Raw genomic sequence first — 25,267 nt, forward strand, 5'->3', positions numbered from 1 at the left:
TAATTTAGATTGTCAGAATACGATGTTTAATAAAGCAGAAAAACGATCACTCTTTTACTAGTGGGAAGGTTAGGGTGGCTTTTAGTCCTCCCATTGCACTCTTTGATAACTCAAGCGAGCCGCGATAACTGTGCGCCATTTCACTCACAATATTTAGCCCAAGACCTGTTCCTGGAGTCGTTTCATCCAAACGGATACCACGTTTAATGACTTGTTCAAATTCTGATTCAGGAATACCTTCACCATCATCCTCAATCATTATACGAATTTGATTTGCTTCAACTTCCTTAGAATGAACACGGATCATTGAATGTGCCCATTTATATCCATTCTCAAGTAAGTTTCCTAGCATCTCATCGAGATCGGTTTTATCGACGGCGATATGATCTTCACTGTCTAGCTCATTTATTAATATTACCTCACGTTCAGCATAGACTTTATCAAATGCCATTGAGATCGCATCTACTCGTTCAGAGGGTGAGGTAGCCACTGAGAGGATATTCATTGAACCTGCCATGCGAGCACGACTAAGGTGATAATCAATATGTGCTTGCAGTTGAGCAATAGGAGCAGATAACCGATTTTTATCTTCAACGCTCAAATATTCTAACTCATTTTTAAGTACCGATAGAGGTGTCTTTAATGAATGAGATAAATTACCGGCATGATGACGAGCACGTTCAAGTAACTCTTGGTAATGAAATAATAGTGCGTTGAGATCAGAAACCAATGGCGCGATCTCTTGAGGATAATGCTGACTTAATGCCTGTTGTTCACCTTTACGCAGCATCACTAACTCAGATTGCATTTTAGCTAAAGGGCGAAGTGACCAACTGACTTGAATACCGATAAGAAATAGTACCCCACTAAATAATAAGCCAAGAATGATCCAGAGCTGGCCTGTAAGTTGATGTAAGGTTTTTTCTAATGGATCTTCATCAAGACCAATAGTGATGGTTATTGGCTGTTTAATTTCAGGAAGGTAAATATTTTTTTGTATGTAAATAAGCTCTTCGTTATTAGCGCCTTTCACTTTTGGTTTAATAGATAAGCCATCTTCTTTGAATGTGAGCTTTTTATCCCACAATGAACGCGAACGTAGCTCACCTCCTTTGGTTGATGCCGTCCAATAAAGACCACTGTAAGGTTGACTAAAGCGAGGATCAGATAAACGCGATGGCATGATGAGGTTGCCTTTGCTATTCACTTCGATATTAGCGGTGATCTCATCCATTGACAGTAATAGCTGACTTTTTACATCTTGGACTAGATAATCGTTTACTAATTTAGGGATACCAATTCCCGCAGCAAATATCATGGCAGACAGCCAAAAAGCTGCAGCAAGAAGTAAGCGGCTTTTTAAGCTCAATTTTTTAAAGGTATGTTTAAATTGTCTCGGTGATGTATTCACAGTAGACCTTTATATTTAAGGATTTAATTGATAACCAAGGCCACGAACCGTTTTAATAATTTGTGGCGCAATTTTTTTACGAATACGACCGATAAATACTTCCACCGTGTTTGAATCACGATCAAAATCTTGCTTATAAATATGCTCTACAAGCGTGGTTCTTGAAATAACCTTATCGGGATTATGCATAAAGTAGGCAACAACTTTGTACTCTAATGCCGTTAAGCTTACTGCTTGTTCTTGCCACAACACTTTTGAGCTGCGCGTGTCTAAACTTAATTCCCCAATTTTTAAAATAGGAGAAGCGTTACCAGAAGCGCGACGTAATTGAGCACGAATACGAGCGATCAATTCAACCATTTCAAAAGGCTTGGTCAAATAATCATCAGCCCCTGCATTAAGTCCTTCAACACGTTGAGATAGGGTGTCGCGAGCACTTAGAATAATGACGGGTGTATTGATGTTTTCATCTCGAATACTTTTCAATACGGTTAGTCCATTTAACTTAGGGAGCCCGAGATCTAAGACAATCGCATCCCACTCCTCAGTTGTTGCGCGATATAAGGCATCAATACCGTCTTGGGATAACTCAGGAACCCAGTCAGCACTTTCTAAGGTTTCAATGATTTGTTCGCCTAAACGTGGGTCATCTTCTACGACTAAAATTTTCATTATTATTCTCTTAGTAATTATCTTTTTTGTTGTTATTTAAGAGCTGCGCGAATATCGCGGCCTTTGATTTCTGTGATAGCTAAGGTTGCTGCATCATATTCAACTTTGATTATATTACTCTCATGAACCAGTTTTAATTCGTAGGTCCATTCATTGTCGTCTTCATCCAGTTCTACTTTGATAATTCGGCCATGAAAGTCTTTCTCAACCATAGCGTAAAGCTCAGAAAATGGCTTTACTAAACCGGCTTGAACTGCTTCATAAACTTCATCTTGATCTTCATCTATATCTATTTTAGCGCCATTTTGCTGAACATCTTGAATGAGTTGATGCCCATCAGGGTGATCATTAGCAAAAGCACTTTGTGATAATGGAAAAAAAGTGAATAGGGCAGCAAGGTATATGGCTGGTTTTTTTAGCATGATGCTTCCTAATTAAGTCAATATAGGAGAAGTATAAAACAGCGAAGATGAATAGAACATGAATTTTATTCAGAAGAAAATTTAATAAGGAAAGCTCAATTTACTCTAATCATAATGAGTTATTTTGATAAATGTGTAAATTATTCTGGGTTGTTGTAGTATTTCATGGTGTTATTTATAAGTTGTTGATTTTAAATTTTAATTTTTAATTTGTGTGATGGTAATCATAATTATATGACTGTTTTTTTGCCTTTTTTAAAAATATTTCACTGGTTTTACGTTTTTCAAGCTGCTAGAGTCCCATCCCTCACGCATCAAGTGGGATACCCATGTTTAAAAATAGCAATGAAAATAGCGATAAACTAGTTCCAACACTTACTATAGGATTTATCCTTTTATTTCTTCTCTTTGCTCTTGTTGATTTATCAACATTTACTGCAACGATTCAAACCGTGTTTATGTCGGCATCGACAATGTTTGGTTTGTGGTGGCAGTGGTTAATGATCATCACGTTTGTTTTAGCTCTTATCATTGCGATGAGCAGTTATGGCAAAATCAAAATGGGTGGCGAAGAGAAACCAACGTTCGGTACGTTCAAATGGGTCGCAATGATCATGTGTACCTTACTTGCAGGCGGGGGCGTTTTTTGGTCAGCCGCTGAACCTATCTTTCACTTCATTACTCCTTCTCCAACTTTTTCTGATGTTAAAACCGGCACTCTTTCAGCAGTAACTCCTGCATTAAGCCAAAGCTTTTTACATTGGGGTTTCCTAGCATGGGCTGTATTGGGCACATTAAGTACGATTGTACTAATGTACGCACATTATAACTGCGGTGTTAAATTACGTCCTCGTGCGCTGCTATACCCAATCTTAGGTAACAAACTTGAAAACCATTGGTTAGGCTCAGTGATTGATGCTTGTTCAATTATTGCGGTTGCCGCAGGTACGATTGGACCAATTGGTTTCTTAGCTACGCAACTTAGTTATAGTTTAACCGTGCTAACAGGCCTTGAAAGCTCGCTGATGAGCCAAATCGGTCTTTTATCTATGATTGTAGCAATTTATTCAGTTTCAGCCTTTACAGGGATGGACAAGGGCTTACAGTGGTTAAGCCGAATGAATGTTATTGGCGCTGTTACGTTATTAGTTGCAATTTTGGTGCTAGGCCCAACAAGCTTTATCTTTACTGAGTTTGGTCTTGCATTTGGTAACTATATTCAACACCTACCGGAAATGAGCTTAAGTACTGCAGATCCAGCATGGAACTCGTGGTGGACATGGTTCTTCTGGGGTTGGTTTATTGGTTTTGCTCCAATGATGGCTATCTTTATTGCGCGTATTTCTAAAGGTCGTAGTATCCGTGAGCTTGTGATTACAGTAGCAATTATTGCTCCTATCGCGACAAACTTCTGGTTCTCTGCATTGGGTGGCACAGGTATCTTCCTTGAGCTACAAACTCCGGGCAGTATTTCTGGACCATTGCAAGAAGCGGGCTTACCTGCGGTATTATTGGCGTCATTAGAACAACTGCCATTAAGCTGGTTGTTAATTCCTGCATTCTTAGTACTGACTACGACATTTGTTGCTACAACGGGTGATTCAATGGCGTACTCAATTGCAATGGCAGTTGAAGGAACGGATAAGCCGTCACGTTTCCAACGTCTGTTTTGGGCATTAATGATGGGTGTGGTTGCTGGCGTACTATTGATTGCAGGGGATGGTGGATTAAACGCTCTACAATCTTTCATTGTGATCACGGCGGTTCCAGTTTCAATCTTACTTGGCTTTACGTTTATTTCAGCACCTATTGCTGTATTACGAATGAAAAGTGCCGAGCAAGAGAATCAATCTGAAGCAGTTAATCAAAAAACAGCGACAGTATAAGATAGAAACATAGAACGAATGAGAGGCTTATCACATAATCTGTGGTAGGCCTTTTTTATTGCCTGCTATTTGAGTGTAATGGTTACTCTTTCCAAGGTCAGGGAGGGGGCATTCTTCAATTATTAGGAGTAAATAGATGTTAGACAAAGATCAAATACTGCTGCAACTTTTTTACCGTGAAATAAAAGAGACTTCTATAATTGATAAGTCAGCTCTTGATGGTGGCGAATTTGTAGATAATGAATATAAAAAATGGTTAGCAACAAAGAGAGAGTTTCAGCTACCAGAAATCTATGATGCTCATTGGGTAAAAAGTTGTACGGCAGGGTATATAACAGAGCTGATTTTCACTAAAAATGGCAGCTTAACTGAGTTTACTTTATTTGATAGATTAAAGACGGTGGGCCATTGGGTATTAGATGATGGCTTATTGTATGTATCAATATTTAAAGGTGAAAACCAATACGATTTTGTAATTGTCGCAAACTCTAGCGTTAACATTCATTCTGCTATTGAATATAAAAATGACGAGTTGCATTCCTATCTTAAATTAGCTCAGACGAGAGTGTAGGTTAATTTATTTATTGTAATTTACGTAATTTGTTATTTATAAAGTAAAAACTGATACGCATCATAGAGTTTATTTTTTCAGACTGGTCTAATTGTCGTTCGATTTACTATTATGATTATTATGACCGCACTTATTTCAAATAGAGATAAACATTTTAGAGCAAAGCTATTATTAAGCTTTGTTCTTTTAAGTGTGTTCATTTGCTTTAGTCAATTGGTTGGAGTTACATCTAGCTGCCAAGACCATTTAATTGAAGCGCAAGCGAGAGTGCACCAACTTGATTCGACTATTGATACTGGGTCTCAACAAGTTGCTCAGAAATGTGATTTAGTTGAACACTTACTGTCATTTGAAAATAGCATGAATGATCTTTTGTTATGTGCGTGGCTGCTGCTTGGTGTTGCACTACTTCTTATTCCTCTTTTACATGCCCCTCCCTTACTTTTTGAGCCACTAGAACAGCAAGTTCAAAAGGTTCGACGGCGGCATCTTCGATTTTGTGTCTTTCTGGAATAAAAACTTAAGTAATACCAATTCCAATAGTTATCTGATCATTATTGCTGGTTAAATCACTCAATAGTTGCGCGAAAAATACGTATTGTAGAATCACTACATAGTAAATATTCGCCTTCGTTTAAGTAATTTTCCTGCGTAATAAATAGGTTATCTAACTAATTATATTGGTATAAAAATGAATGAATTATTTTTATTTTACTTAGGAAATTATGATGAAAAAATTAGAAAAAGCGATTGATGTTATTAAATATTTACCATTCTATATGTTGTTTGCACCATTTTGGTTTTCAAACGGGGTGGTTGATAAGTTTTATGGCATTTTATTTGGAACACGACACGGTGACAGTTGGGATGGCTGGAAAGAGTATATAGCAGGTACATGGTCGCAAAAGCCATTAACAAACACATTATTGGTACCTATGTATGACTATTTGTTTCCTGTATTAATTGCTCTACAGATTTTACCTGTTGTTCTTCTAATTGTTTCATTCTTGAAACTAGAGATATTACCAAATAGACCTAAAACTTTATTGAAAGCAGGTTTGTTGTCTTCTTTGTTTGTTACAGCATCAATGGCTGTTTCTCAAACATTAGCAGGGGCTTCAGATGTTCAATATTTGTTCCAATTTTGGGGTGTATCATTATTGGCATTTTGGTATGTAGAGACACAAGCTAAGTCGTTAACACCAGTTACTGCTTAGTTCACTAAATATGATAAAGCCCTTCAGTTAACGCTGAAGGGCTTTTTACGTTTAAACACCTAAACATCTATTTAATTAGATAGTATTACACTCTTTTCCAAACTCCCCATTCACCAGAAGCTTCAGGGTTATTACCTTGAGTCCACCACTGAGCTTGATAAGTTACGCCGTTAACGGTCACTTGGTCACCGCTATTATAACTTGCAGTTACATCCCATGTTGAATCAGGATCTACGGGTACTGTTGGAGGTGTTGGCTCTACTGGAGTAGGCGGAGTTGGTTCAATAGGAGCCGGTTCTACTGAATTTTCAGTTGTAGTTCCGCTGATCACTTCCCAAACACCAGTTGTACTTGTTGCTGGGTTATCACCTTGGTTCCACCATTTAGCTTGGTAAGTTACACCACTTACAACTACTTGATCGCCAGTGTTATAAACCTTATTTGCATCCCAAGTATTTGTTGGATCTACCGGATCGGTGGGATCAGTCGGGTCTGTTGGTAAAGAATCAACCACACGAGTCACAGGCCAATTAGCGTGAGACTCATAGAAGTTAGTAACACATTTCTCATAATCACCAGGGACAAGCGCAGAATATGCAGTCTGGAAGCCCACTAATTCACATTCAAAAGAAGCACCTTCTGGACGATCAGAATAGTATTTCCAATTACCATCCCAGTTAGTATAAAGCACATCGGTTGCACCATTTAAATTCAAACTGCCATAAGGGGTTTGTTGCCAACAGGTATTTGCTTCATCCGCTTCTACTGGAATTTGGTAATGTTTTGCTAAACCCTCCCAATAGCGAATGCGGTTAACGGGTTGGCCTTTATCTTTGTTTTGCTCTCCACATTCAATACCGCCATTAATCACGTTAATCGTTGTACCAAATCCGTAGCCGATACCTGCATCAGTTTCTCGTTGAGAAGGGGTCCAAGTACGGTCGATAACATGTAGCATGGCAGGTTTTGGTGCTTGGGGTGTTAAAAAGAACCAAATAGCAGAGGCAAGATTTAACCAAGAATCAGCGACTAGCCCTGGATTATTTAGCAATACTGTCGCATCACCATCGTACATAACTTCAGAGAAAGCGCCGTAGTTAAAGTGGTAAGATAATTGTTTAGCACCACGGCCGAAATAGCCTTCACCTGCGGCACAGGGCCAGCGTTTATTTTGCCAATCATTTTGGCCACAACCAGTAGTGTATCCTTCTTGACCTTCAGACCATCCCATTTCACGAACGTGCACTAAGGCTTGTTGCCACTCTTCAAGCGCAAGGGGGTTGTCAGATACGTTATCAACGGCAATGTGACCGCCAGTCTCTTGAGAGAAATGCGCAAATGCCGTTACGATGGATTTTTTACAAATGGCATCAGCATCACGCCCATCCGTATAGTCACCACAAAAAGCAGGGAACTTGCCAATTGCACGTAAGAAACGAGTATAAGTGTATTCAGGCGCTGCCATTTGAGTTAAGAAAAACCATTCAGATTGAGGAAAAACACGCTCAACACGTTTCACGTTCGCAGGATTTGTTGCAACACCAGCATCAATCGCTTCTACTGCGGTATTTGGTAATGTTTCTAATGCTTTAGCCCAGACGTCATACATAGGGTCTAATGTTTTCGCATCTTCGGCAGCTTTAATTTCTGCTTTAGAAACAATATAACCTGTTGGGTTTTCAGGATCAGGCTGAGGGTTCATAGTGAAACTATTGGCTGCAAAACTGCAGGCAAGTAATGATGGGAGTATAGCGAGTTTGAACATGGATAACTTTCCTTGTCGTTAATTATAAAATAAAAATAAGTTGGAATAACTATAGAAGTTTTTATAAAGTTCGGTTATCTAGAAATATGAATCAGTTTTAACTATGCGAGTTGTTTCAAAGAGTATAAATTATAAGTAAAAGCATATTCACAATGTGATTAGCACTACAGTCAGGGAAATGTATTAATGATAAGCATCAGGGCAGCAGAGAAAATCGATTTAAAAAAGATCTATGAAATAGAAACAGAAGCGTTTGGTAATCATGGATATCCATCTTTTTTCATTAGACAGGCTTTTGATTGCTGGACTAATGGACTGCTAGTTGCCAAAAAAGAGAAGGAAATTGTAGGCTATCTTTTACAAGTGCCATCAAGCGCAATAAAAGGAGATGCATGGGTACTATCATTGGCTGTGGCAAAGAAAGCACAAGGTATTGGGCTTGGTAAACAATTACTAGAAACAGCGATTGAGAATGCCAAAGGATATAAACGATTACTCTTAACGGTATGCCCGAAAAACACAGGTGCATATGCTTTGTATCAATCGTATGGTTTTTATTTATTAGAAGAAGAGCAAGACTATTTCGATATTGGTGAAGGCCGTCTTGTTTTAGCTCTGGATATTGCAAAGTAACTTGTTATTGTATCTTTTAAGAATAAAAAATAGATAACATTAAAGATGGAGAGAGCATGGAAATCGTTTACAAAGTCAATGAACCTATTACTGCAGAGCAGTTTATTACTTTATTGAAGAAAACCTCTTTAGGTGTCCGTCGTCCCATTGATGATGTTGAAAAAATACAAGCCATGCTTGATAACTCAAACCTAATTGTGACCGCATGGGGCGATGGGGAATTGATTGGTATTGCTCGCTCAGTTACTGATTTTAACTTTTGTTGTTATTTATCCGACTTAGCAGTAGACGAAAGTATTCAATCTGTCGGGATTGGAAAGTATCTTATTTTGGTGACCAAAGAAGAGTTAACGCCTGATTGTAAATTAATCTTACTCGCGGCACCAAAGGCAGAAGGGTATTACCCCAAAATTGGCTTTGAAGCTCACAATAGTGCATGGGTTTTATCCGATGCAAGTCAATTGGCTCTTTTCTAGCAAGGTAATAAAATGACATCAATTAGTGTATTAGGTTGTGGTTGGTTAGGTTTACCTCTAGCTAAAGGTTTAGTGAATGATCTCTTTCAAGTTAAAGGCTCTGTGAGAAGTGAGGAAAAAGCAGAAGCATTAAAGCAAATTTCTGTTATTCCCTATGTCTTAGACCTTGATAAGCAAGAGCAAGATTGGGCGCCGTTTTTACATTCAGATATTCTTGTTATCGCGATACCATCGAAGAATATTGAGGGCTTTTCCTCTCTTATTGCTTTAATAGAGCAGTCTTCAATTAAGCACCTTGTGTTTGTGAGTTCAACGTCGGTTTATGCTGATAACAATGGGGTAGTCACTGAAGAACAATCGGCATTAAACGCTTCAGTCTTATATCAAATAGAGTCTTTATTTACCCAATCAACGGCTTTTAGTACTACTATTATTCGCTTTAGCGGTTTGGTAGGTTATTCACGAAATCCTGGACGATTCTTTGCTAAAAGTGGGCGCTCAGTGAGTAACCCAGACGCACCAGTTAATATGATCCACCAAGATGATTGCGTTGAGTTAATTAAGCAGATCATAAAACAAGAGAAATGGAACACTATCTTTAATGCCTGTGCTGATACGCACCCAACAAAACGAGAGTTTTATACACAAGCCTCGCAACGTATAGGCATTGCTCCGCCTTGTTTTATCGAATCAGATGAACAAACTTTTAAAATCATCAGTAATCAAAAGATTAAAGACACATTAGGGTATGAGTTTATTTATCCCGATGTGATGAAAATTACTTACGACGAATGTTAATTCACCAAAGCGCGATTCTAACTAAGGACAGAATAATGAAGAACTCATCAGTGACAAGCCCATTAATAACAAGCACATGGTTAGCTGAACACCTTAATGATGAAAAACTGGTCATCGTCGATGCTTATATGGCGAATGTCGTTGGTAAAGAGCCTTTAGTTTATGAGGCATTCTCTTGTTTACCTAACGCTCGCAAGCTTGATGTAGAAGTTGAATTTTGTGATCACGCCTCTGCTCAGACTCATACATTACCGACTGAAGCGCAGTTTACTCAAGCAATACAGAAACTAGGCATTAATTCAGATTCAATCGTTGTTTTATACGATAACCAAGGTATTTACTCTGCTCCTAGAGCGTGGTGGACGTTTAAAGTGATGGGATTTGAACATGTTTACGTTCTGGATGGTGGATTACCTCAATGGCTAAAAGAGGGAAGAGAAACGGCATCAGAATACACAACAACATCGATATTAGGCAATGCCACTGTGAAAGCGGTGAAAGGCTTAGCATGTGATTCGGACGAAGTACTTAGCGTAATAAATACCGATGTTGCAATTTTAGATGCGCGTGGAGAAATGCGCTTTTTAGGTAAGGCACCAGAACCACGAGAGGGAGTTCGTAGTGGTCATATTCCAAGCTCGAAAAATATCCCATTTTCCATATTGTTAGATAATTATACCTATCAAGATGAAGAGACATTACGAGCTATTTTTGCAGAAAGAGTACCTTCAATAGATACAAAAACCTATTTCAGTTGTGGCTCAGGTATTACCGCATGCATCTTAATGTTAGCAGCCGTATCTATTGGTTATAAAGAGGTCGTTTTATACGATGGCTCATGGGCTGATTGGGGAACTAATCACTCGTTGCCGATAGAGTAATTAAAGTAAGAGTGATCTATGAGAGACATTTTAAGAGCCAAAATCATCACGGTGTGTGATAAGAAAATAGAGCTAAAAGGGGATAATGTAGGCTTATCTTTTTATGCTTTTTTTGCCAATAAAAACGATGAACCAGAGTTATTAATGGAAGCGGCCACGTGGTGGATTGCTACCCATAAATTAGATCACTTTGAAAAAGCAATTAAGATAAAAGCAATGATTCAAGATGGGCAATAAATGAAAATAGAAATTCGCCAAGGCACAATAGAAGATGTACTCGAGGTAGATGCTCAGATCCCAGAATTTGATGGTCGAAATACCAAAGAGAAACTAGAACAACGGTTAAGTGATATAACACATTTGATTTTAATAGCGACGCATAATGAGCAACCTGTGGCGTATAAAATGGGTTATGAATTATCACACTTTGAATTTTACAGCTGGCTTGGTGGCGTTATTCCAACAGCTCGCAAAAATGGTATAGCGACACAACTACGTTTAGCACAGGAGTCTTGGGCGCATAATCAGGGTTATACAGCGATTAGCGTCAAATCGATGAACCGTTATCCAGCAATGTTACAGCTACTGATTTCAAGTGGTTATCATGTTTCTGGTTACGAAGACAAAGGAACAACAGATAAAAGTAAAATTATGTTTATAAAAAGAATGATCAGCTAACGTATAGTAAAGAGCTAGGTTGAACTAGAGTAAAAAATCACTCTTTATGGTCTACAATCAAAGAATAGGTAAACCAAGTTATTACAGATGATACTTTGAAATAATAAGCTCAGAATAAAGGATGATTCAATGGAAAGAATTACGTTTAAAAAAGTCACAACGTGTGAATATCCCTCATTGTTTGGGATATATAAAACGTATTTTCACTCTATAATTGAAGGCTCACTTGGCTGGGATGAAATGTTTCAACAACAACGTTTTTTCGATTCATACCCTCAAGAGTGGTTTGATTGGGTTATGTTTAGCGGAGAGCGTTTAGGGTTAATTTGTACTCATTTGGATCTTAACAAAGCACATGTTCATCTGTTTATCATTTTTAAAAAATACCAAAACAAAGGAGTAGGTGCTTCTGTCATGAGATGTTATCAGCATCATTTCAGTGACAGGGTCACTAAGATAAGCCTTTCTTCATTTAAAAATAACCCTAAAGCTATCCAGTTTTATCACGGATTAGGGTATAAAATTGTCGGAGAAGATGAACACTTTGTCGAGATGGAACATTCACTGCTTTATTCTGGACAACTTGGGAGTTAACAAAGACGGTTATTCCCCAAAAATAATCTTCTCAGATCCTTTCTGCCATTTTGGGTGTGTAAACATCGCTTTTGAAAAAGTAGGGTCATTATAATGATTCACCAACCACGCTCTTAAATAAGGGAGCGGAGCTTGAGCGTACCACTTCTTATCGACTCGTGAAAACTGACGAATAAAGGGTAAGATAGCGTAATCCACCAAACTCGGTGTTTCTCCCATAATATAAGCATGCTGAGATAACGCCAGTTCGATAGTCATTAACCATTCACAACACCGTTCTCTGCATTCAACTTCATTCGTATCATGATAGCGAGAGGCTGCACGATATTTTTGCAATGCATCCACAAACTCATTATCACTTTGATTAATGATATCAAGCATCTGAGTTAATTTTGTCTCATCGTGTGAATAGAGCAAATTATTAGGATCTGATTGGGTGAGCGCCCATACCATCACATCAAGACTTTCATCTATTACAGAGCCATCACTCAGTAGCAATACAGGAACTGTGCCTTTTGATGAAATCGACAACATTTCTTCAGGTTTATTGTTCATATCAATATCGCGCAGCACCACAGTCTGTTGTGCATGCAAAATAGCAAGACGAGAACGCATCGCATATGGACACTGTCGAAGAGAGTAAAGAATAGGCGTTGTCATGATGAAATACTCAAAAGTTAAAGCAATTAAAACGATATTAACGGAATAAATGGCTAGATCCAGCCTTATTTCTTTATGATCTAGATCAATAAAAGCCGAATGAGTGGTAATAAAAGCGTGAGGCGAGTAGAATGCCCCCTCAAAAAAATTATTACATAAAAACCGAAGCGAGCAATTTCATAATGAGTAGAAAACTTGAATTATTGGCACCTGGTGGTGATGTTGAAGCGATTAAAGCGGCCATCGTTGCAGGGGCAAATGCCGTGTACTGTGGTTTAGATATCTTTAACGCCCGTAACCGCGCATCCAATCTTTCATTTGATGAGCTAAATGGTGTATTGCGACTAGCTCATGAATACGGTTGTGAAGTATTTCTGACCCTAAATGTTGTTATTTTAGAGCACGAAATCAAATCATTAGTTAAGTTACTAAATCAATTAGTTAATACAACACTTGATGGCATTATCGTGCAAGATTTAGGTGTCTTTAACCTAATCAAAAAGCACTTCCCAACATTAGATGTTCACGCTTCTACTCAGTTAACGACACACAATGAAGGTCAACTTCATTTCCTTTCAAAAGTTGGCGCGTCACGTGTTAACTTATCTCGTGAATTGAACATTGATGAAATTAAAGAGATGACAGCGGTTGCTCATGAACATGACATGCTAACAGAAGTATTTGTTCACGGTTCTTTGTGTATTGCATTCTCTGGTCAATGTTACTCAAGCTCAGTAAGTGTGGGTAACTCAGGTAACCGTGGCCGTTGTAGTCAAGCGTGTCGTGATGAATACGAAGTAACAAACGTAGGCACTAAGTACCCTCTGAACTTAAAAGATAACTCAGCGTATTTTGACCTTCCTGAATTAGTTGATGCAAAAGTCGACTCATTGAAAATTGAAGGCCGTATTAAAGGCGCTCACTACGTATATACCGTGGTTGAAAACTGGCGTAAAAATATCAATAAATTTGTTGAGACAGGTGAGCTATATGAAGATGACTCTAATCTTCATAAAGTATTCAACCGTGGCTTAACCAACAAATTCTTGAAAGGCAATTTGACTAAAGACATGTTCATCGATAACCCTCGTGATAACAGCGTAAACTACGCGGTTGAGCAGAGTAACTCGATTGATGTAGTACAAATTCAAGAAGTTAAACAAGATCTTTACAGCGCTAAGAATGCACTGGGTGCGACACTTGAAGAAAAAGTGAAGTCATTAAGCATCGATAAAATTGCGGTTACTATTGCTTTCAAGGCAACGTTAGGCGAACCATTAACGGTCGTTGTAACGCCAAGCCAAGATGATCAAGAAACGTTTGAAGTGAAATCAACATCACTACTGAGCGAAGCTGGTCAAAAAGCGATTACAGAAAAAGAGCTAGAAAAACGCTTTAAAGGCGTGATTAACCCTAACTATGAATTACTAGGTTATGATTTCTCTGAGTTAGGTGAAAACTTAGCGGTTCCATTCCGAGAATTGACAGAAATTAAAGATCAAGTCGCTTTCCTGATGAATGGGTCTAAAGAAGTTATTAAACATACTGAAGTTGACGCATTGCCAGTCTACCCAAAAGTGGAAGAGAAGCCTAAGTTATCAATGCTGATTGCTGATGTTGCTGACTTAAATGTCTGCGATGCAACAGATGCCGATATTTACTTCAAGTTACCAGAAAGCTTCAAAAAACGTGATCGTAAGTACATCAATATTTTCTTAGAAAACCCACGTTTGATCCCATGGTTCCCAGCGGTTCTTATTGGTAAAGACTACGACGAAGCCGTTAAAGTACTTGAAGAAGTAAAACCGGCTCGTATCGTAACCAATAACACGGGTATAGCGTACAAAGCCTTTGAAATGGGTATTGAGTGGGTTGCTGGTCCATTCTTAAATACAACGAACTCACACGCTTTAGTGACAATGAAAGAAACACTAAATTGTGCAGGTGCGTTTATTTCAAATGAGATCAATAAAGGTCAGATGAAGCACATTCGTCGTCCTGAAAACTTCAAATTGGCGTACAGTATTTATCACCCAATTTTAATGATGACAAGCCGTCAGTGTTTCTTCCAACAAACAGTAGGGTGTAATAAACCAGCGATTGAAGCGGGTTGTATGCTGAAGTGTGAGAAAGCCACCACAATTACTAACGTGAAAGGCATTTCGTTCGCGGTAGATAAACAAAAAGGTGGCTACCCAAGCATCTATAACCACGAACAATTCCTAAATATGGATATTGTGAATGACTTCTCTGGTCTGTTTGATGAGTTCTTCATTGATTTAACAAACATCGGTGGTGGTTCTAAAGAGCAAGCCGATAAAGTTGAGTTAGTTAAACACTTTGAGAAATTGATCAATGGCGATACTAGTGTGAAAGAAGAGCTGTATACCATGGTTCCGATTAATACTAACGACCAATATCAACAAGGTTTGTAAGATTTAACCGATAGCTTAAAAGATGAAGCCGCGATCACACATCGTGGCTTTTTTTTGTCTATAATTCAGATAGAGCTAGGTATAAACGTCTTGGTTAGAATAAAAATAAGAGGGATTGGTTATGGTGACATTACAGTTACTCGAAATAGAAGATGCAAAAGGTTTACTAGAGTTTGAACTCACCAATAAAGAATGGTTTGAATCTTTTATTGAAGCACGAGAAGAAGATTTTTTTAGCGAAAAAGGCATTAATGAACACATCGCTTTTTGTCTTTCTGAATATAAAAATGGCAAGATCTATCCAATGCTATTAAAAGACGAGCAAGGTGTTATTTGTGGTCGTGCGAATCTTTATAATATTAACCAAGAGAAAGAGTCGGCCTATATTGGTTATCGAATAGGTGAAGAGTTTACAGGAAAAGGAATCGCAACATACGCGACTAAAGCGTTAATTGAAATTGCGAAAGAAAGATTAACATTAGGGTCATTATTGGCGACGGCATCGACGGATAATTTGGCATCCCAAAGAGTGTTAACCAAAAATGGTTTTAAACAAGCGGGTTTTAGACCTGAGTTTACCATTGTCGACGGTGAAATTATTGATTGTTATGAATATCGCTGTGTAATTAAGCAGTTGTCGGCAGTGGTATAGAGTGAGATATAGCTCTAAAGCAGGGCTTGCTATATACTTTCTTGTTTCAAAGGAATTCCTATAATGGAAATGATCATCGTCTCTTCTGAAAAACAGAAACGTCTAATAATGATCTTTGCTCGTATGAAAGCAAAGATGTCAGATAAAGCGTTACTGAAAAATTTAGACGCATACCAAATTAACTCAACGGCTTATCCAGCATTTAAGAAAGCACAAGATCTTCGTGTTGAGCGTATTCATTTACCTTTTGGTGATGATAAAACAGGCTCATTAGATGGCGGTGATTTCTTGTTCCGTTACCTTTCTAAGGGCTATATTTGTCTTGGTGATTTTGAAGGTCAACCAAAACCAGATCTAGGTCCATGGGGTGTTCGTTCTGTTCGTCGTCAACCTAAAATCGGTTTCGGACTGTAATAGATTAAAACTATCAATTACAGGATAGTTATAGCTGCATTGTAATATTGGTTAGCTAACCAGAATTAAATTGCAATGGGAGTATTCTATAAAATTCATATTATGAGTTTTGTAGAGGACTTCCATTGATCATCTCACAGCAAGATCCATCACTCCTCCTTTGCTATTCTAACCTCTTCATTATATTTAAATGTGTAATTATAACTATTTAAGAATGCCGCCAATGAAGCAAATCATTCAATATTATCTAACATCTTCGAATTAACTATTTGATAATTCTGTATACTAAGCGGCTCTGAACGATAACTTATTTAAATCGCTATAAAAGGAAGTTAAAGTGAAATACAGACCGTTTTCGTCAATATTTACGATCAGTGTGTTGTCTCTTTCGATTTTGAGTGTAAACAGTTTAGCCAACGTCAGCTCAATTCCTGTCGTTGGCGGAGTTGTTAACTCAGCCGAAATACTTAAAAATCAGATACATTCTTCTGTAATATATACAACGGAAACGGTTCGTGATGCCGCTATTTTTACTATTGCAGGCATCACATTAGATGCTTACATTTTATCTCTTCCACTGGATAGTGATGTTAAAAAAAGCATCATTGCAAAACTATCCAATCCCTCATACGCGATCCCTTTAGGTCATTTTCTTTATACCTTTGTTGATAAATACGGAGATATGGATAATGAAGATGCTTTTAAAGCCTATTTAAAAACTCAATATGATGAAGAAACACTTAATGGGTTCAGTCATTCTTTGTTTACTTTAAATGATGTTAAAAAAGAAGAGAAACCAGAGTTAGCTGATAGCCATCATCAAGGGCTAAATATTGATCGTAAATTCATTGCGAACATGGTGATTGTTTATGATGAATTAGTGCAAATTGGTGAATGGAAGGATCTTGAGGTCTTACCCGAGCGCTATACTTATCTCTCTGATACTCCAGAAGACCGGAAAATAATAGATAAAATTCAACCAATCATCATTGCTGGAATGACAAAAGCGGTCACAAGTATGGATGAGGGAGAAATGCGTGGGGCGTTAGAACAAATCATTGAAGAGGGTAAGCCTGAGCATAAAGGCTCTGTGAATAATAAAGCAGAAGCATTAACTATTACTCTTATTGATTTTGTTCGTCTTAATGTATTGAAATCATACCGTCAGTTTGTTTACCAAGAGCAGCGACAAGAGGTCCTGAATAAATGGTTACAAGAGAGCTTTAAAGAGAACCCAGAGACGGTTATTGCTTATTTAGAATCTCGTCAGCAACGTCGACTAGCTGTTCAGGTCACTGTTGATGGTTTGCAACAAGGTCTGCTTGAAGGACTAATGTCGCCGCTTGAAAAACCATTTATTAGGCAGATATATCAAGATCACCTTAAGCATGAAACCTATAAGCCTCAGAATGAAATCACCACGCAGCCAGAGCATGAACAGCAATTATCATTCTTAAAAAGGCTGACAGAGAAAGAGTATAACGACTCATCTTACTTGCCATTTTTTACTGAGTTATACCAAAAGTACGATAAAAGTATTGTCGATGTGGGCATTTCATCAACACCGACTATCAGTGTTCGCAATTTACCGATAATAAAAACGGGTGCAAAAGTGTCTGGTGAAGGAGGCACAGGAATACCGAATTTCCATTTTGTTGATAGAAAAGAAGATCGTGCATATTACTTTTTCGGTAACGATGCTTTGCAACTTGATCGTCTAATGGACGCGAACAAAGTTCAAACCATGTTCGATCGCTTGGATTATCTAGTCACTCTAAACTGCAATGCCCAATACGATTGGAATGCACATACGACTTATGATGGCTTAGTGAATCTAGGAGCCGGTGAGAGTTTACGAGACTTTGGTGAAAAGCGTTGTTTACGAGAGTTAACACAACGAGCCAAAGTAGAAAAAACGATTGTTAAGATGCGATCAGAGTTAATTGACGATATTCGAATTTATGACGATATCTTTGTCTTGGATATTTACAGCAAGTTAACTCAAAAATGGAAGATCCAACAAAACTTAAAATCCCTCTCTAAACTAGAACAAAAAGGCATGCCAGACTACGCCTTAATCTATAACCCATGGCCTGATCATTTTGCCCATTTCACTGGTCCATTTAGTGATGAAATCCTCATGCCTACAGGGGAATTGAATCGACTAGATTATTGGTTAACGCAATTTACCAACGTATATAAAGAGGCGGGCGTATACGACAGAACGCTTTGGGGTATGGCAGGTGATCATGGTTTAGCGCCCGTGTATTACTCTCTTAATCCAGAAAAACAGGTGTTCGATTCTCTTCAAACAGAGCTTGGTTATCCGTTAGTGGTTAAGAAGATCTCTTCGGATGAAGGTGAAGGACCTAAAATTACCAACGCGCTTAATTATGAAAGTAATAAAGAGGTTGATGTGGTGGTCGCCTCTACAGCAGGTGGTAACTTTATGATGGATTTCTTTAATTCATCCGAAGGCTGGAAAGTGCAACCTACATACGCAGAATTAACAACGTGGACGCCTGTTAATGCCCAAAAAGGTGGCTCTATTAATGTGGTTAATGAAATCGCATCACGTTTAAAAGAGTCGTTAGATTATCTCGTTGTTAGAGAAACAAACTGCACGTTAGATGAATGTACAGTTCGAATTATTGGTTTTAAAGACGATGTTAGAGTTGATGAATTAATCACTAAAAAAGGGGACAGATTACTTTATCAGCCTGTTATTGGTTCATCCCAATTACTTGAACTCGATGTTCTGAATCCTTATAAATCGCAGCCAAATAAAGCTGAATTAGCATCATACCAAGCGTTATATCAACGATGCATGGTCTCTGCCGTTAATGACAATGTGAATTCATGGTGTACAGAGCAAGAGTGGAGAAACCTGACGGCTTACACGGCGCGACCAGATTCCGTGAATCAATTAGCTAAATTGTATGAAGAAGATCGAGCAGGAACGATAAACTTATTCCCTAAATTTGGGGTTGGGTTTAATACTAAAGTGCCCGGCAGACATGCAGGAGAACATTACTTAGAAAAAGACGCCTTTTTAGGATTTTGGGGGACACCTATCGGCTCGAATGTTACGCCATTGAAGAGCGATGCGAACGGGTCATTGGCTCCCACATTATATGAATACCTTACTCAAGAAACCGTAATTAAGAATGAAAACGGATGGGGCTTTCTTTCTTTGCTCAGTGAGTTAGACATACAATCAAGTAAATAATAAAAGAAAATAGAGTCATCGATTAACTTAACGTTTGATATTGCTCTGCTGCCTCAAAGGTAAGTTTTGCGGCTTCAATTGTCATTAGGTTAATCGGTGTGTCGAGATAAGCGATAGAAAACTGTAAAGGGTTAGGAGTCCAATCAGATTCAATTATCTTTAATGTGTTGTTTTTAAGTGCTTCGACAATCACTTCTTTAGGCAACATTGCAATGCCGACGCCACTTTCGGCTAAGCGAATACTTGCAGAGAGCGAGCTAGCGGAATAAAACCGTGTAGGCTGATTGTTATGCTTTTTAAAGTAACGTTCTACTTCATGATAAGGGCTCGTATTTCTTGCGTAGGTAATGATTGGCCAATGAGAGAAGTTGGTCGTTGCATGCAATGACGTTCGCTGTATCGTTGGGCTTGCTACCCAGTGCAAAGAATAATCACAAATATATTGGCTAACCACATTAGGCTCAACAACATCCCCTAATAGAATTGCAATATCAATATTACGAGCTAGCAGTTCCTTTCTAAGATTAATGGTCGCGTCTACGATTAGCTCAACCTCTAAATGAGGCAAGTTTTGGTGAATTAAAGAAAGATACTGTGGCAACCATGTATGAACGATTGTTTCTGATACTCCAACTCGTAATATCCCCGAAATAGCCTCTGAATTATTTGCTAGCGCATGAAATTGGTCTGCATTACTTAACAGTTTTTCAGCAAAAGGGAGCAGTTCTCGTCCTTTTGCGGTTAACGATATCGAACCTGTATCACGAAAAAATAGGGGTACATTTAAGGTTTCTTCAAGGTTCGCAATGCGTGTTGAAATTGCAGGTTGTGTTGTACATAAGTGCTTTGCGGCCTTTCTAAAGCTGCCTAAATGGGCTATCCACACAAAGGTTTCAAGTTGTTTTAAATTGAACACAATATCCCTCCCTTAGATTTTTTCTGTTACTGAGTGATAAAAAATATTTATCAAGAATAGCAGAAAAATACGAATAGACATTATTAAAATAAGCAGTAATGTAACTCTTGATTAACGATAGCATTACAAACTCAAAGGGAGAGTAGGATGGATAAGGACTTATCACTCAAAAAGCTGCGTGAAAAAATCAGAAATAACGAATTTACTGGTGCAACTTCAGGCTATGCATCTGGTTATTTACAAGCCAATCTTGTCATATTACCTGCGCTTTGGGCGGCTGATTTTTTGCTTTTCTGCCAGAAGAATCCTGTTGCATGCCCGTTGATTGATGTCACTCAAGCGGGGGAGAGATACCTTTCTTCTATTGGGGCTGATATTGATTTATCTACGGATGTTCCTGAATATCATGTGTTCTATGAGGGTAATTTTGAAACTTCAGTCTCTGATCTTACCGAATTATGGCAAGACGACTTAGTTACGTTTGTTTTAGGATGCTCTTTCTCATTTGAAGAAGCGCTAATTCAATCTGGTTTGTCTATTCGAAATATTGATGAAGGCAAAAATGTCTCCATGTACGACACTAACATTCCTTGCGAGCCAGCAGGTAAGTTTAACGGTAGCTTTGTGGTCTCTATGCGTCCATTCACTCCTAAAGATGCAATACGTGCGATTCAAATCACGACTCGTTTTCCTAAATCTCACGGTGCACCAGTGCATTTTGGTGACCCTGATTCGATTGGTATCTCTGATATTGCTAACCCTAATTATGGCGATGCTGTACAGATCAATTCAGGGGAGGTTCCTGTGTTTTGGGCGTGTGGCGTGACTCCTCAAAATGTTATTCGTCAAAGTCGTCCTCCTTTCTGCATCACTCATGCGCCCGGAAAAATGTTGATTACAGATCGTTTAAGTTCCGAATTTGCAGTGCTGTAGTCAGTAAACGTTCTTTTTACATCGTTGTTATTAAGTCGCCAAAAATAATTAAGGAAAGGGAATGAAAATTAATTGTGATATGGGTGAAAGTTTTGGGCTATGGACGCTAGGCGATGATGCCGCTGTCATGCCTGCGTTAGATATGGCAAACATTGCCTGTGGTATGCATGCTTCTGATCCCAGCGTGATGATGAAAACGGTCGCGTTAGCAAAAGAGCATAGTGTAATGATTGGAGCACATCCTGGATATGACGATTTACAAGGTTTTGGACGACGAGACATAGCGATGAGTTCTGTTGATCTTGCGTCGTTGTTTATCTATCAGCTAGGTGCACTACAAGGAATATGTCAAAGCCAGAATACAAAACTAAGCTATGTAAAACCTCACGGCGCGCTTTATAACATGATGATGAAGGATGACGCTATTCTTGAGACCTTGTTATCAGCACTTCAACGTTACGATGTCACATTGCCATTGGTTATTATGGCTGTTCCTGATCACGCTCGTTACCAAGCATTGGCCGATAAATTTGGCATTACATTATGGTTTGAAGCATTTGTAGATCGGGCTTATGACGAAGAAGGGCGATTAGTTCCGCGTAGTGTACCTAACTCAAGCCATCATACGAATGCAGCAATTCAACATCAAGCAGATCAATTGATTGATCAAGGTTGTGTTACAACGCTAACTGGAAAGAAAATAACGATCCATGCCGACACATTATGCATTCATGGTGATGGTCCTTTTTCTGTGCCGACAGCCGTATATTTGCATAAAAAGCTTCAGAAAAAGGCTCAATAATAATGAAAATATCAGCCGTTAATGAATCGACCGTTTTAGTGGTATTTGCCGATAGTGTTAGCCCTGAAACTGCAGATATTATTGCTCAATCTGTTAGCGTTATTAATCAACATCCGGATTTGTTCGTTGTTGATATGGTGCCGTCATATACTTCTATTTTAATCACTTATGATTTAACTCGAATAGAACTACGAACGTTTATGTCTCGACTAAATCAATGCCTTCAGCAAGATAACAAAGAAACTCAATTATCCTCTTCTATGGTTATTGAGTTACCGGTTTATTACGGACCAGAAGTCTCTCTTGATGCTGAAGAAATAAGTCGCCATACCGGGTTGTCATTTGATGAGATTATTTCTATTCACTCATCCCAAGAATATCGAGTGTATGCTATTGGCTTTGCTCCGGGTTTTGCTTATTTAGGTAATACGGACCCTCGTATTCATATTCCTCGTAAAAGCACACCGCGCTTGAAAGTGCCCGCTGGCAGTTTAGCTATTGCGGAGCAACAAACCGCCATTTACCCAAAATCGTCACCGGGAGGGTGGCAAGTGATAGGGCGAACGCCTGTTAACTTGATTGATTTTAATCGCGACAACCTGACGGTTTTTGAGATGGGGGCAAAAGTGACTTTTAATCCTATTTCACGAGAAGAGTATCTAGAGATGGGAGGCGAATTACCAGAGATCTCATTAGTGGAAGAGGATGATAAAGCATGACATTACGAATTCACAGTACGGGCCCATTAGCACTGCTTCAAGATAAAGGCCGATATGGTCACCAATCTGTAGGAGTGACACCGGGTGGACCAATGGATGAACATGCGTTTGATTGGGCGAATAAATTAGTCGATAACGATTTAAATGCCACTCAAATCGAAATTACCCTAGGACAGTTTAGTTGTACGTTTTATGCCGCAACCACAATAGCTTTAACTGGTGCTGACATGGGAGCGAAGCTTAACGGTGAAGCGATCAGGCCTTGGCAAAGTTACGCGATTAATTCCGGTGATAAATTGGAAATGAGCATCGCTCAATCAGGGTTACGAGCTTATCTTGCTGTGAGTGGTGGATTTAAAGTTGAAACAATTTTAGGAAGTTCAGCGACGGTAATTCGTGATGGATTAGGTGGCTATGATGGTAAAGGCACTCCATTAACGGTAAATAGTTTGATTCGTTATTCAGTTGATGTATCACAGTTATCAACCTCTTTTTCTGAGCCAAGATTACGTAAGCAAGTACCGAGTCGATTTATCCCAAGTTATGAACGCCATATTAATATCGGTGTTATCCCAAGCTATCAATATGATGATTTTTTGATTGCTGATCGTGAACGATTTTTTTCATCAATTTATACGGTCTCAACCAATATTGATCGAATGGGTTATCGCTTATCTGGTGAGGCTATTCACTGTCAGCGTAATAATTTAATTTCGGAAGGGATCGCGCTTGGAGCAATTCAAATTCCGAGTGATGGTCAGCCAATTGTGCTGATGCGAGATCGCCAAACTATAGGAGGATACCCAAAAATAGGGTGTGTTGTTCATGCTGATATTAGTCGTTTAGCGCAATGTTTACCGGGTTCAACAGTGCAATTTTATGAAAAAGAACTCTACAGTGCAGAAGCCGAATTGATGATACAGCGCCAGTTTTTTACTTCGTATAACTCTTAGAACAACGAACAGCTACCTCAATATCTAAGATAAAAATATTAATACAAAAATCTCGATTAACGAGAATACGCTGCAATAGCAACATGCAGAAGAGTGACCACAGAAGGAAATCGTATGTCATTAGAAAAAATTGAATCTCAGCCGTCTAGCATGACGCAAGATGAAGGAAAACCAGCAGCACGCTCGGGCTTTAGTTGGTCATTGATTATGGGGGCTGCTTTTTTAATGGCAACCTCAGCGGTAGGACCGGGGTTTTTAACTCAAACTACTGTGTTTACTCAAACATTAGGTGCAAGCTTTGCCTTTGTTATCCTTATTTCTATCATTTTAGATATTGGTGCTCAGCTTAATATTTGGCGAATCATTGTTGTGTCTAAAAAACGAGCGCAAGATATCGCGAATGATATTTTCCCCGGTCTTGGTTACGTGATTGCAGGTATGGTTGCCATTGGTGGTTTAGCTTTTAATATTGGTAATATCGGTGGTGCAGGGATGGGGATGAACGTTTTATTTCCTGATATCACACCAATAGTAGGCGCAGCTATTAGTGCCGTGGTTGCCGTTGCTATCTTCATGTTGAAAGATGCTGCTAAAGTTATGGACCGTTTTACTATCGTAATGGGGGCTGCGTTAATAGCAATGACATTATATGTACTATTTTCAACTTCACCTCCGGTTGGTGAGGCGTTATATCGTGCAGTATGGCCAGAGAAGCTTAATGTACTTGCGATTATTACATTAGTTGGTGGCACGGTTGGTGGTTACATTACTTTTGCGGGTGCGCACCGTTTGATTGATGCGGGTGTCACGGGTCAAGAAGCACTACCACAAGTTAACCGAGGTTCTGTCTCTGCAATCAGTTTAGCTTCAGTGGTTCGTGTTATTTTATTTTTAGCAGCATTGGGGGTGATTAGTTCTGGGGTCACGTTAGATCCAACAAATCCTCCTGCATCGATGTTTAAGCATGCCGCAGGTAATGTAGGTTATAAGATCTTTGGCTTAGTTCTTTGGGCCGCTGCGATCACCTCTGTTATTGGTGCTGCATATACGTCAGTATCATTCTTAAAAACATTACACCCAACGATTGAGTTGCATTCACGTCGATTTATCATTGGCTTTATTGTGGTATCCACATTTATATTTTGCTTTATTGGTAAGCCTGTCATGTTATTGATTGTAGCAGGTGCTTTAAATGGATTTATCTTACCAGTAACGCTAGGGCTTATGTTGATTGCTGCAACTAAACCATCAATTGTTGGTGACTATAAGCACCCAGTTTGGATGTCAGTCTTTGGCTGGTTAATCACTGCAATGATGGCTCTTATGAGTATATACACCTTGTATGTGATGTTTTTTTAATCAAGTTGACGAGTGATATTGAGAATATAGTTATATTTTAGAATTATTATTCAGATAATGGCTTTTTATCTGCTTGATTTTAAATATACTAAATCGCAGGCCCTAATATGTTTACCGACGTGTTAGGGCCTCATAGGTTTTAACGCAATGTGAGATTTATAAGTATCAGCCCATCATGATGTAAGGCTGAG

General features: G+C 38.8%; 26 protein-coding genes. 20 read left to right on the top strand and 6 right to left on the bottom strand.

Annotated features, from left to right (window positions below; all coding sequences use genetic code 11):
• Positions 1–46: 46 nt before the first annotated feature.
• The 3 genes from ED622_RS12720 to ED622_RS12730 are packed head-to-tail and all read right to left on the bottom strand — an operon-like array spanning position 47 to position 2,505.
• A complete protein-coding gene (locus ED622_RS12720) occupies positions 47–1,411 on the bottom strand; it encodes an ATP-binding protein (protein ID WP_122034583.1) in 1,365 nt (454 codons plus the stop codon).
• A 15-nt stretch (positions 1,412–1,426) separates the two neighbouring features.
• A complete protein-coding gene (locus ED622_RS12725; RefSeq protein ID WP_122034585.1) occupies positions 1,427–2,083 on the bottom strand; it encodes a response regulator transcription factor in 657 nt (218 codons plus the stop codon).
• Positions 2,084–2,115: 32 nt separating this feature from the next.
• Positions 2,116–2,505, bottom strand: a complete 390-nt coding sequence (locus ED622_RS12730; protein ID WP_122034587.1) for a PepSY domain-containing protein — start codon at positions 2,503–2,505, stop codon at positions 2,116–2,118.
• A 329-nt stretch (positions 2,506–2,834) separates the two neighbouring features.
• Here ED622_RS12730 and ED622_RS12735 point away from each other — a divergent pair, with 329 nt between their 5' ends.
• From ED622_RS12735 to ED622_RS12750, 4 genes are all read left to right on the top strand, one after another.
• A complete protein-coding gene (locus tag ED622_RS12735) occupies positions 2,835–4,391 on the top strand; it encodes a BCCT family transporter (RefSeq protein WP_122034589.1) in 1,557 nt (518 codons plus the stop codon).
• Positions 4,392–4,527: 136 nt separating this feature from the next.
• The gene (locus tag ED622_RS12740) at positions 4,528–4,962 is read left to right on the top strand and encodes a hypothetical protein (protein ID WP_122034591.1); all 435 of its coding nucleotides are present in this window, start codon (positions 4,528–4,530) and stop codon (positions 4,960–4,962) included.
• A 120-nt stretch (positions 4,963–5,082) separates the two neighbouring features.
• Positions 5,083–5,478: a copper resistance protein gene (locus tag ED622_RS12745; RefSeq protein WP_122034593.1), complete on the top strand. Its 396-nt coding sequence runs from the start codon at positions 5,083–5,085 to the stop codon at positions 5,476–5,478.
• Between the two features lie 209 nt (positions 5,479–5,687).
• Positions 5,688–6,179, top strand: coding sequence for a hypothetical protein (locus tag ED622_RS12750; protein ID WP_254052628.1), 492 nt, complete (start codon positions 5,688–5,690; stop codon positions 6,177–6,179).
• Between the two features lie 85 nt (positions 6,180–6,264).
• On the opposite strand, the gene ED622_RS12755 is transcribed toward ED622_RS12750, so the two are convergent.
• Complete coding sequence (locus ED622_RS12755; RefSeq protein WP_122034597.1) at positions 6,265–7,944, bottom strand: chitinase; 1,680 nt, start codon at positions 7,942–7,944, stop codon at positions 6,265–6,267.
• 186 nt (positions 7,945–8,130) lie between these two features.
• Between ED622_RS12755 and ED622_RS12760 the strand changes: the two genes are divergently transcribed.
• The 7 genes from ED622_RS12760 (at position 8,131) to ED622_RS12790 (ending at position 12,004) form a co-directional block, all read left to right on the top strand.
• Entirely contained in the window at positions 8,131–8,577 is a 447-nt protein-coding gene (locus ED622_RS12760; RefSeq protein WP_122034599.1) for a GNAT family N-acetyltransferase, read from the top strand.
• 56 nt (positions 8,578–8,633) lie between these two features.
• Complete coding sequence (locus ED622_RS12765; RefSeq protein ID WP_122034601.1) at positions 8,634–9,053, top strand: GNAT family N-acetyltransferase; 420 nt, start codon at positions 8,634–8,636, stop codon at positions 9,051–9,053.
• 12 nt (positions 9,054–9,065) lie between these two features.
• The gene (locus ED622_RS12770) at positions 9,066–9,851 is read left to right on the top strand and encodes an SDR family oxidoreductase (RefSeq protein ID WP_122034602.1); all 786 of its coding nucleotides are present in this window, start codon (positions 9,066–9,068) and stop codon (positions 9,849–9,851) included.
• 35 nt (positions 9,852–9,886) lie between these two features.
• Positions 9,887–10,732 (top strand): sulfurtransferase, encoded by an 846-nt coding sequence (locus ED622_RS12775; RefSeq protein ID WP_122034604.1) that lies wholly within the window; start codon positions 9,887–9,889, stop codon positions 10,730–10,732.
• Positions 10,733–10,750: 18 nt separating this feature from the next.
• The gene (locus ED622_RS12780; RefSeq protein WP_122034605.1) at positions 10,751–10,969 is read left to right on the top strand and encodes a DUF6500 family protein; all 219 of its coding nucleotides are present in this window, start codon (positions 10,751–10,753) and stop codon (positions 10,967–10,969) included.
• Positions 10,970–11,410: a GNAT family N-acetyltransferase gene (locus ED622_RS12785; protein ID WP_122034607.1), complete on the top strand. Its 441-nt coding sequence runs from the start codon at positions 10,970–10,972 to the stop codon at positions 11,408–11,410.
• A gap of 129 nt (positions 11,411–11,539) precedes the next feature.
• Positions 11,540–12,004, top strand: a complete 465-nt coding sequence (locus ED622_RS12790; RefSeq protein ID WP_122034609.1) for an N-acetyltransferase — start codon at positions 11,540–11,542, stop codon at positions 12,002–12,004.
• A 9-nt stretch (positions 12,005–12,013) separates the two neighbouring features.
• Here the strand turns inward: ED622_RS12790 and ED622_RS12795 are convergent, their stop codons facing one another.
• A complete protein-coding gene (locus ED622_RS12795) occupies positions 12,014–12,664 on the bottom strand; it encodes a glutathione S-transferase (RefSeq protein WP_122034610.1) in 651 nt (216 codons plus the stop codon).
• 182 nt (positions 12,665–12,846) lie between these two features.
• On the opposite strand from ED622_RS12795, the gene ED622_RS12800 reads away from it, so the two are divergent.
• From ED622_RS12800 to ED622_RS12815, 4 genes are all read left to right on the top strand, one after another.
• Positions 12,847–15,099, top strand: a complete 2,253-nt coding sequence (locus tag ED622_RS12800; RefSeq protein ID WP_122036099.1) for a peptidase U32 family protein — start codon at positions 12,847–12,849, stop codon at positions 15,097–15,099.
• Positions 15,100–15,220: 121 nt separating this feature from the next.
• Entirely contained in the window at positions 15,221–15,751 is a 531-nt protein-coding gene (locus ED622_RS12805) for a GNAT family N-acetyltransferase (RefSeq protein ID WP_122034612.1), read from the top strand.
• Between the two features lie 63 nt (positions 15,752–15,814).
• A complete protein-coding gene (locus ED622_RS12810; RefSeq protein WP_061002434.1) occupies positions 15,815–16,165 on the top strand; it encodes a hypothetical protein in 351 nt (116 codons plus the stop codon).
• A 337-nt stretch (positions 16,166–16,502) separates the two neighbouring features.
• Positions 16,503–19,394, top strand: a complete 2,892-nt coding sequence (locus tag ED622_RS12815) for an alkaline phosphatase family protein (RefSeq protein WP_122034614.1) — start codon at positions 16,503–16,505, stop codon at positions 19,392–19,394.
• A gap of 22 nt (positions 19,395–19,416) precedes the next feature.
• On the opposite strand, the gene ED622_RS12820 is transcribed toward ED622_RS12815, so the two are convergent.
• Complete coding sequence (locus ED622_RS12820) at positions 19,417–20,310, bottom strand: LysR family transcriptional regulator (RefSeq protein WP_122034615.1); 894 nt, start codon at positions 20,308–20,310, stop codon at positions 19,417–19,419.
• 147 nt (positions 20,311–20,457) lie between these two features.
• Here ED622_RS12820 and ED622_RS12825 point away from each other — a divergent pair, with 147 nt between their 5' ends.
• The 5 genes from ED622_RS12825 (at position 20,458) to ED622_RS12845 (ending at position 25,076) form a co-directional block, all read left to right on the top strand.
• Positions 20,458–21,243, top strand: coding sequence for a putative hydro-lyase (locus ED622_RS12825; protein ID WP_122034617.1), 786 nt, complete (start codon positions 20,458–20,460; stop codon positions 21,241–21,243).
• 61 nt (positions 21,244–21,304) lie between these two features.
• A complete protein-coding gene (locus tag ED622_RS12830; RefSeq protein WP_122034619.1) occupies positions 21,305–22,045 on the top strand; it encodes a 5-oxoprolinase subunit PxpA in 741 nt (246 codons plus the stop codon).
• Positions 22,046–22,047: 2 nt separating this feature from the next.
• Complete coding sequence (gene pxpB, locus ED622_RS12835; RefSeq protein WP_122034621.1) at positions 22,048–22,764, top strand: 5-oxoprolinase subunit PxpB; 717 nt, start codon at positions 22,048–22,050, stop codon at positions 22,762–22,764.
• The gene (locus ED622_RS12840; RefSeq protein WP_122034623.1) at positions 22,761–23,717 is read left to right on the top strand and encodes a biotin-dependent carboxyltransferase family protein; all 957 of its coding nucleotides are present in this window, start codon (positions 22,761–22,763) and stop codon (positions 23,715–23,717) included. The genes pxpB and ED622_RS12840 overlap by 4 nt, the downstream gene beginning before the upstream one ends.
• 114 nt (positions 23,718–23,831) lie before the next feature.
• Positions 23,832–25,076: an NRAMP family divalent metal transporter gene (locus ED622_RS12845; RefSeq protein WP_122034625.1), complete on the top strand. Its 1,245-nt coding sequence runs from the start codon at positions 23,832–23,834 to the stop codon at positions 25,074–25,076.
• Positions 25,077–25,267 lie beyond the last annotated feature (191 nt).

Source organism: Aliivibrio sp. EL58 (assembly GCF_900312675.1).
Classification (GTDB): Bacteria; Pseudomonadota; Gammaproteobacteria; order Enterobacterales; family Vibrionaceae; genus Aliivibrio.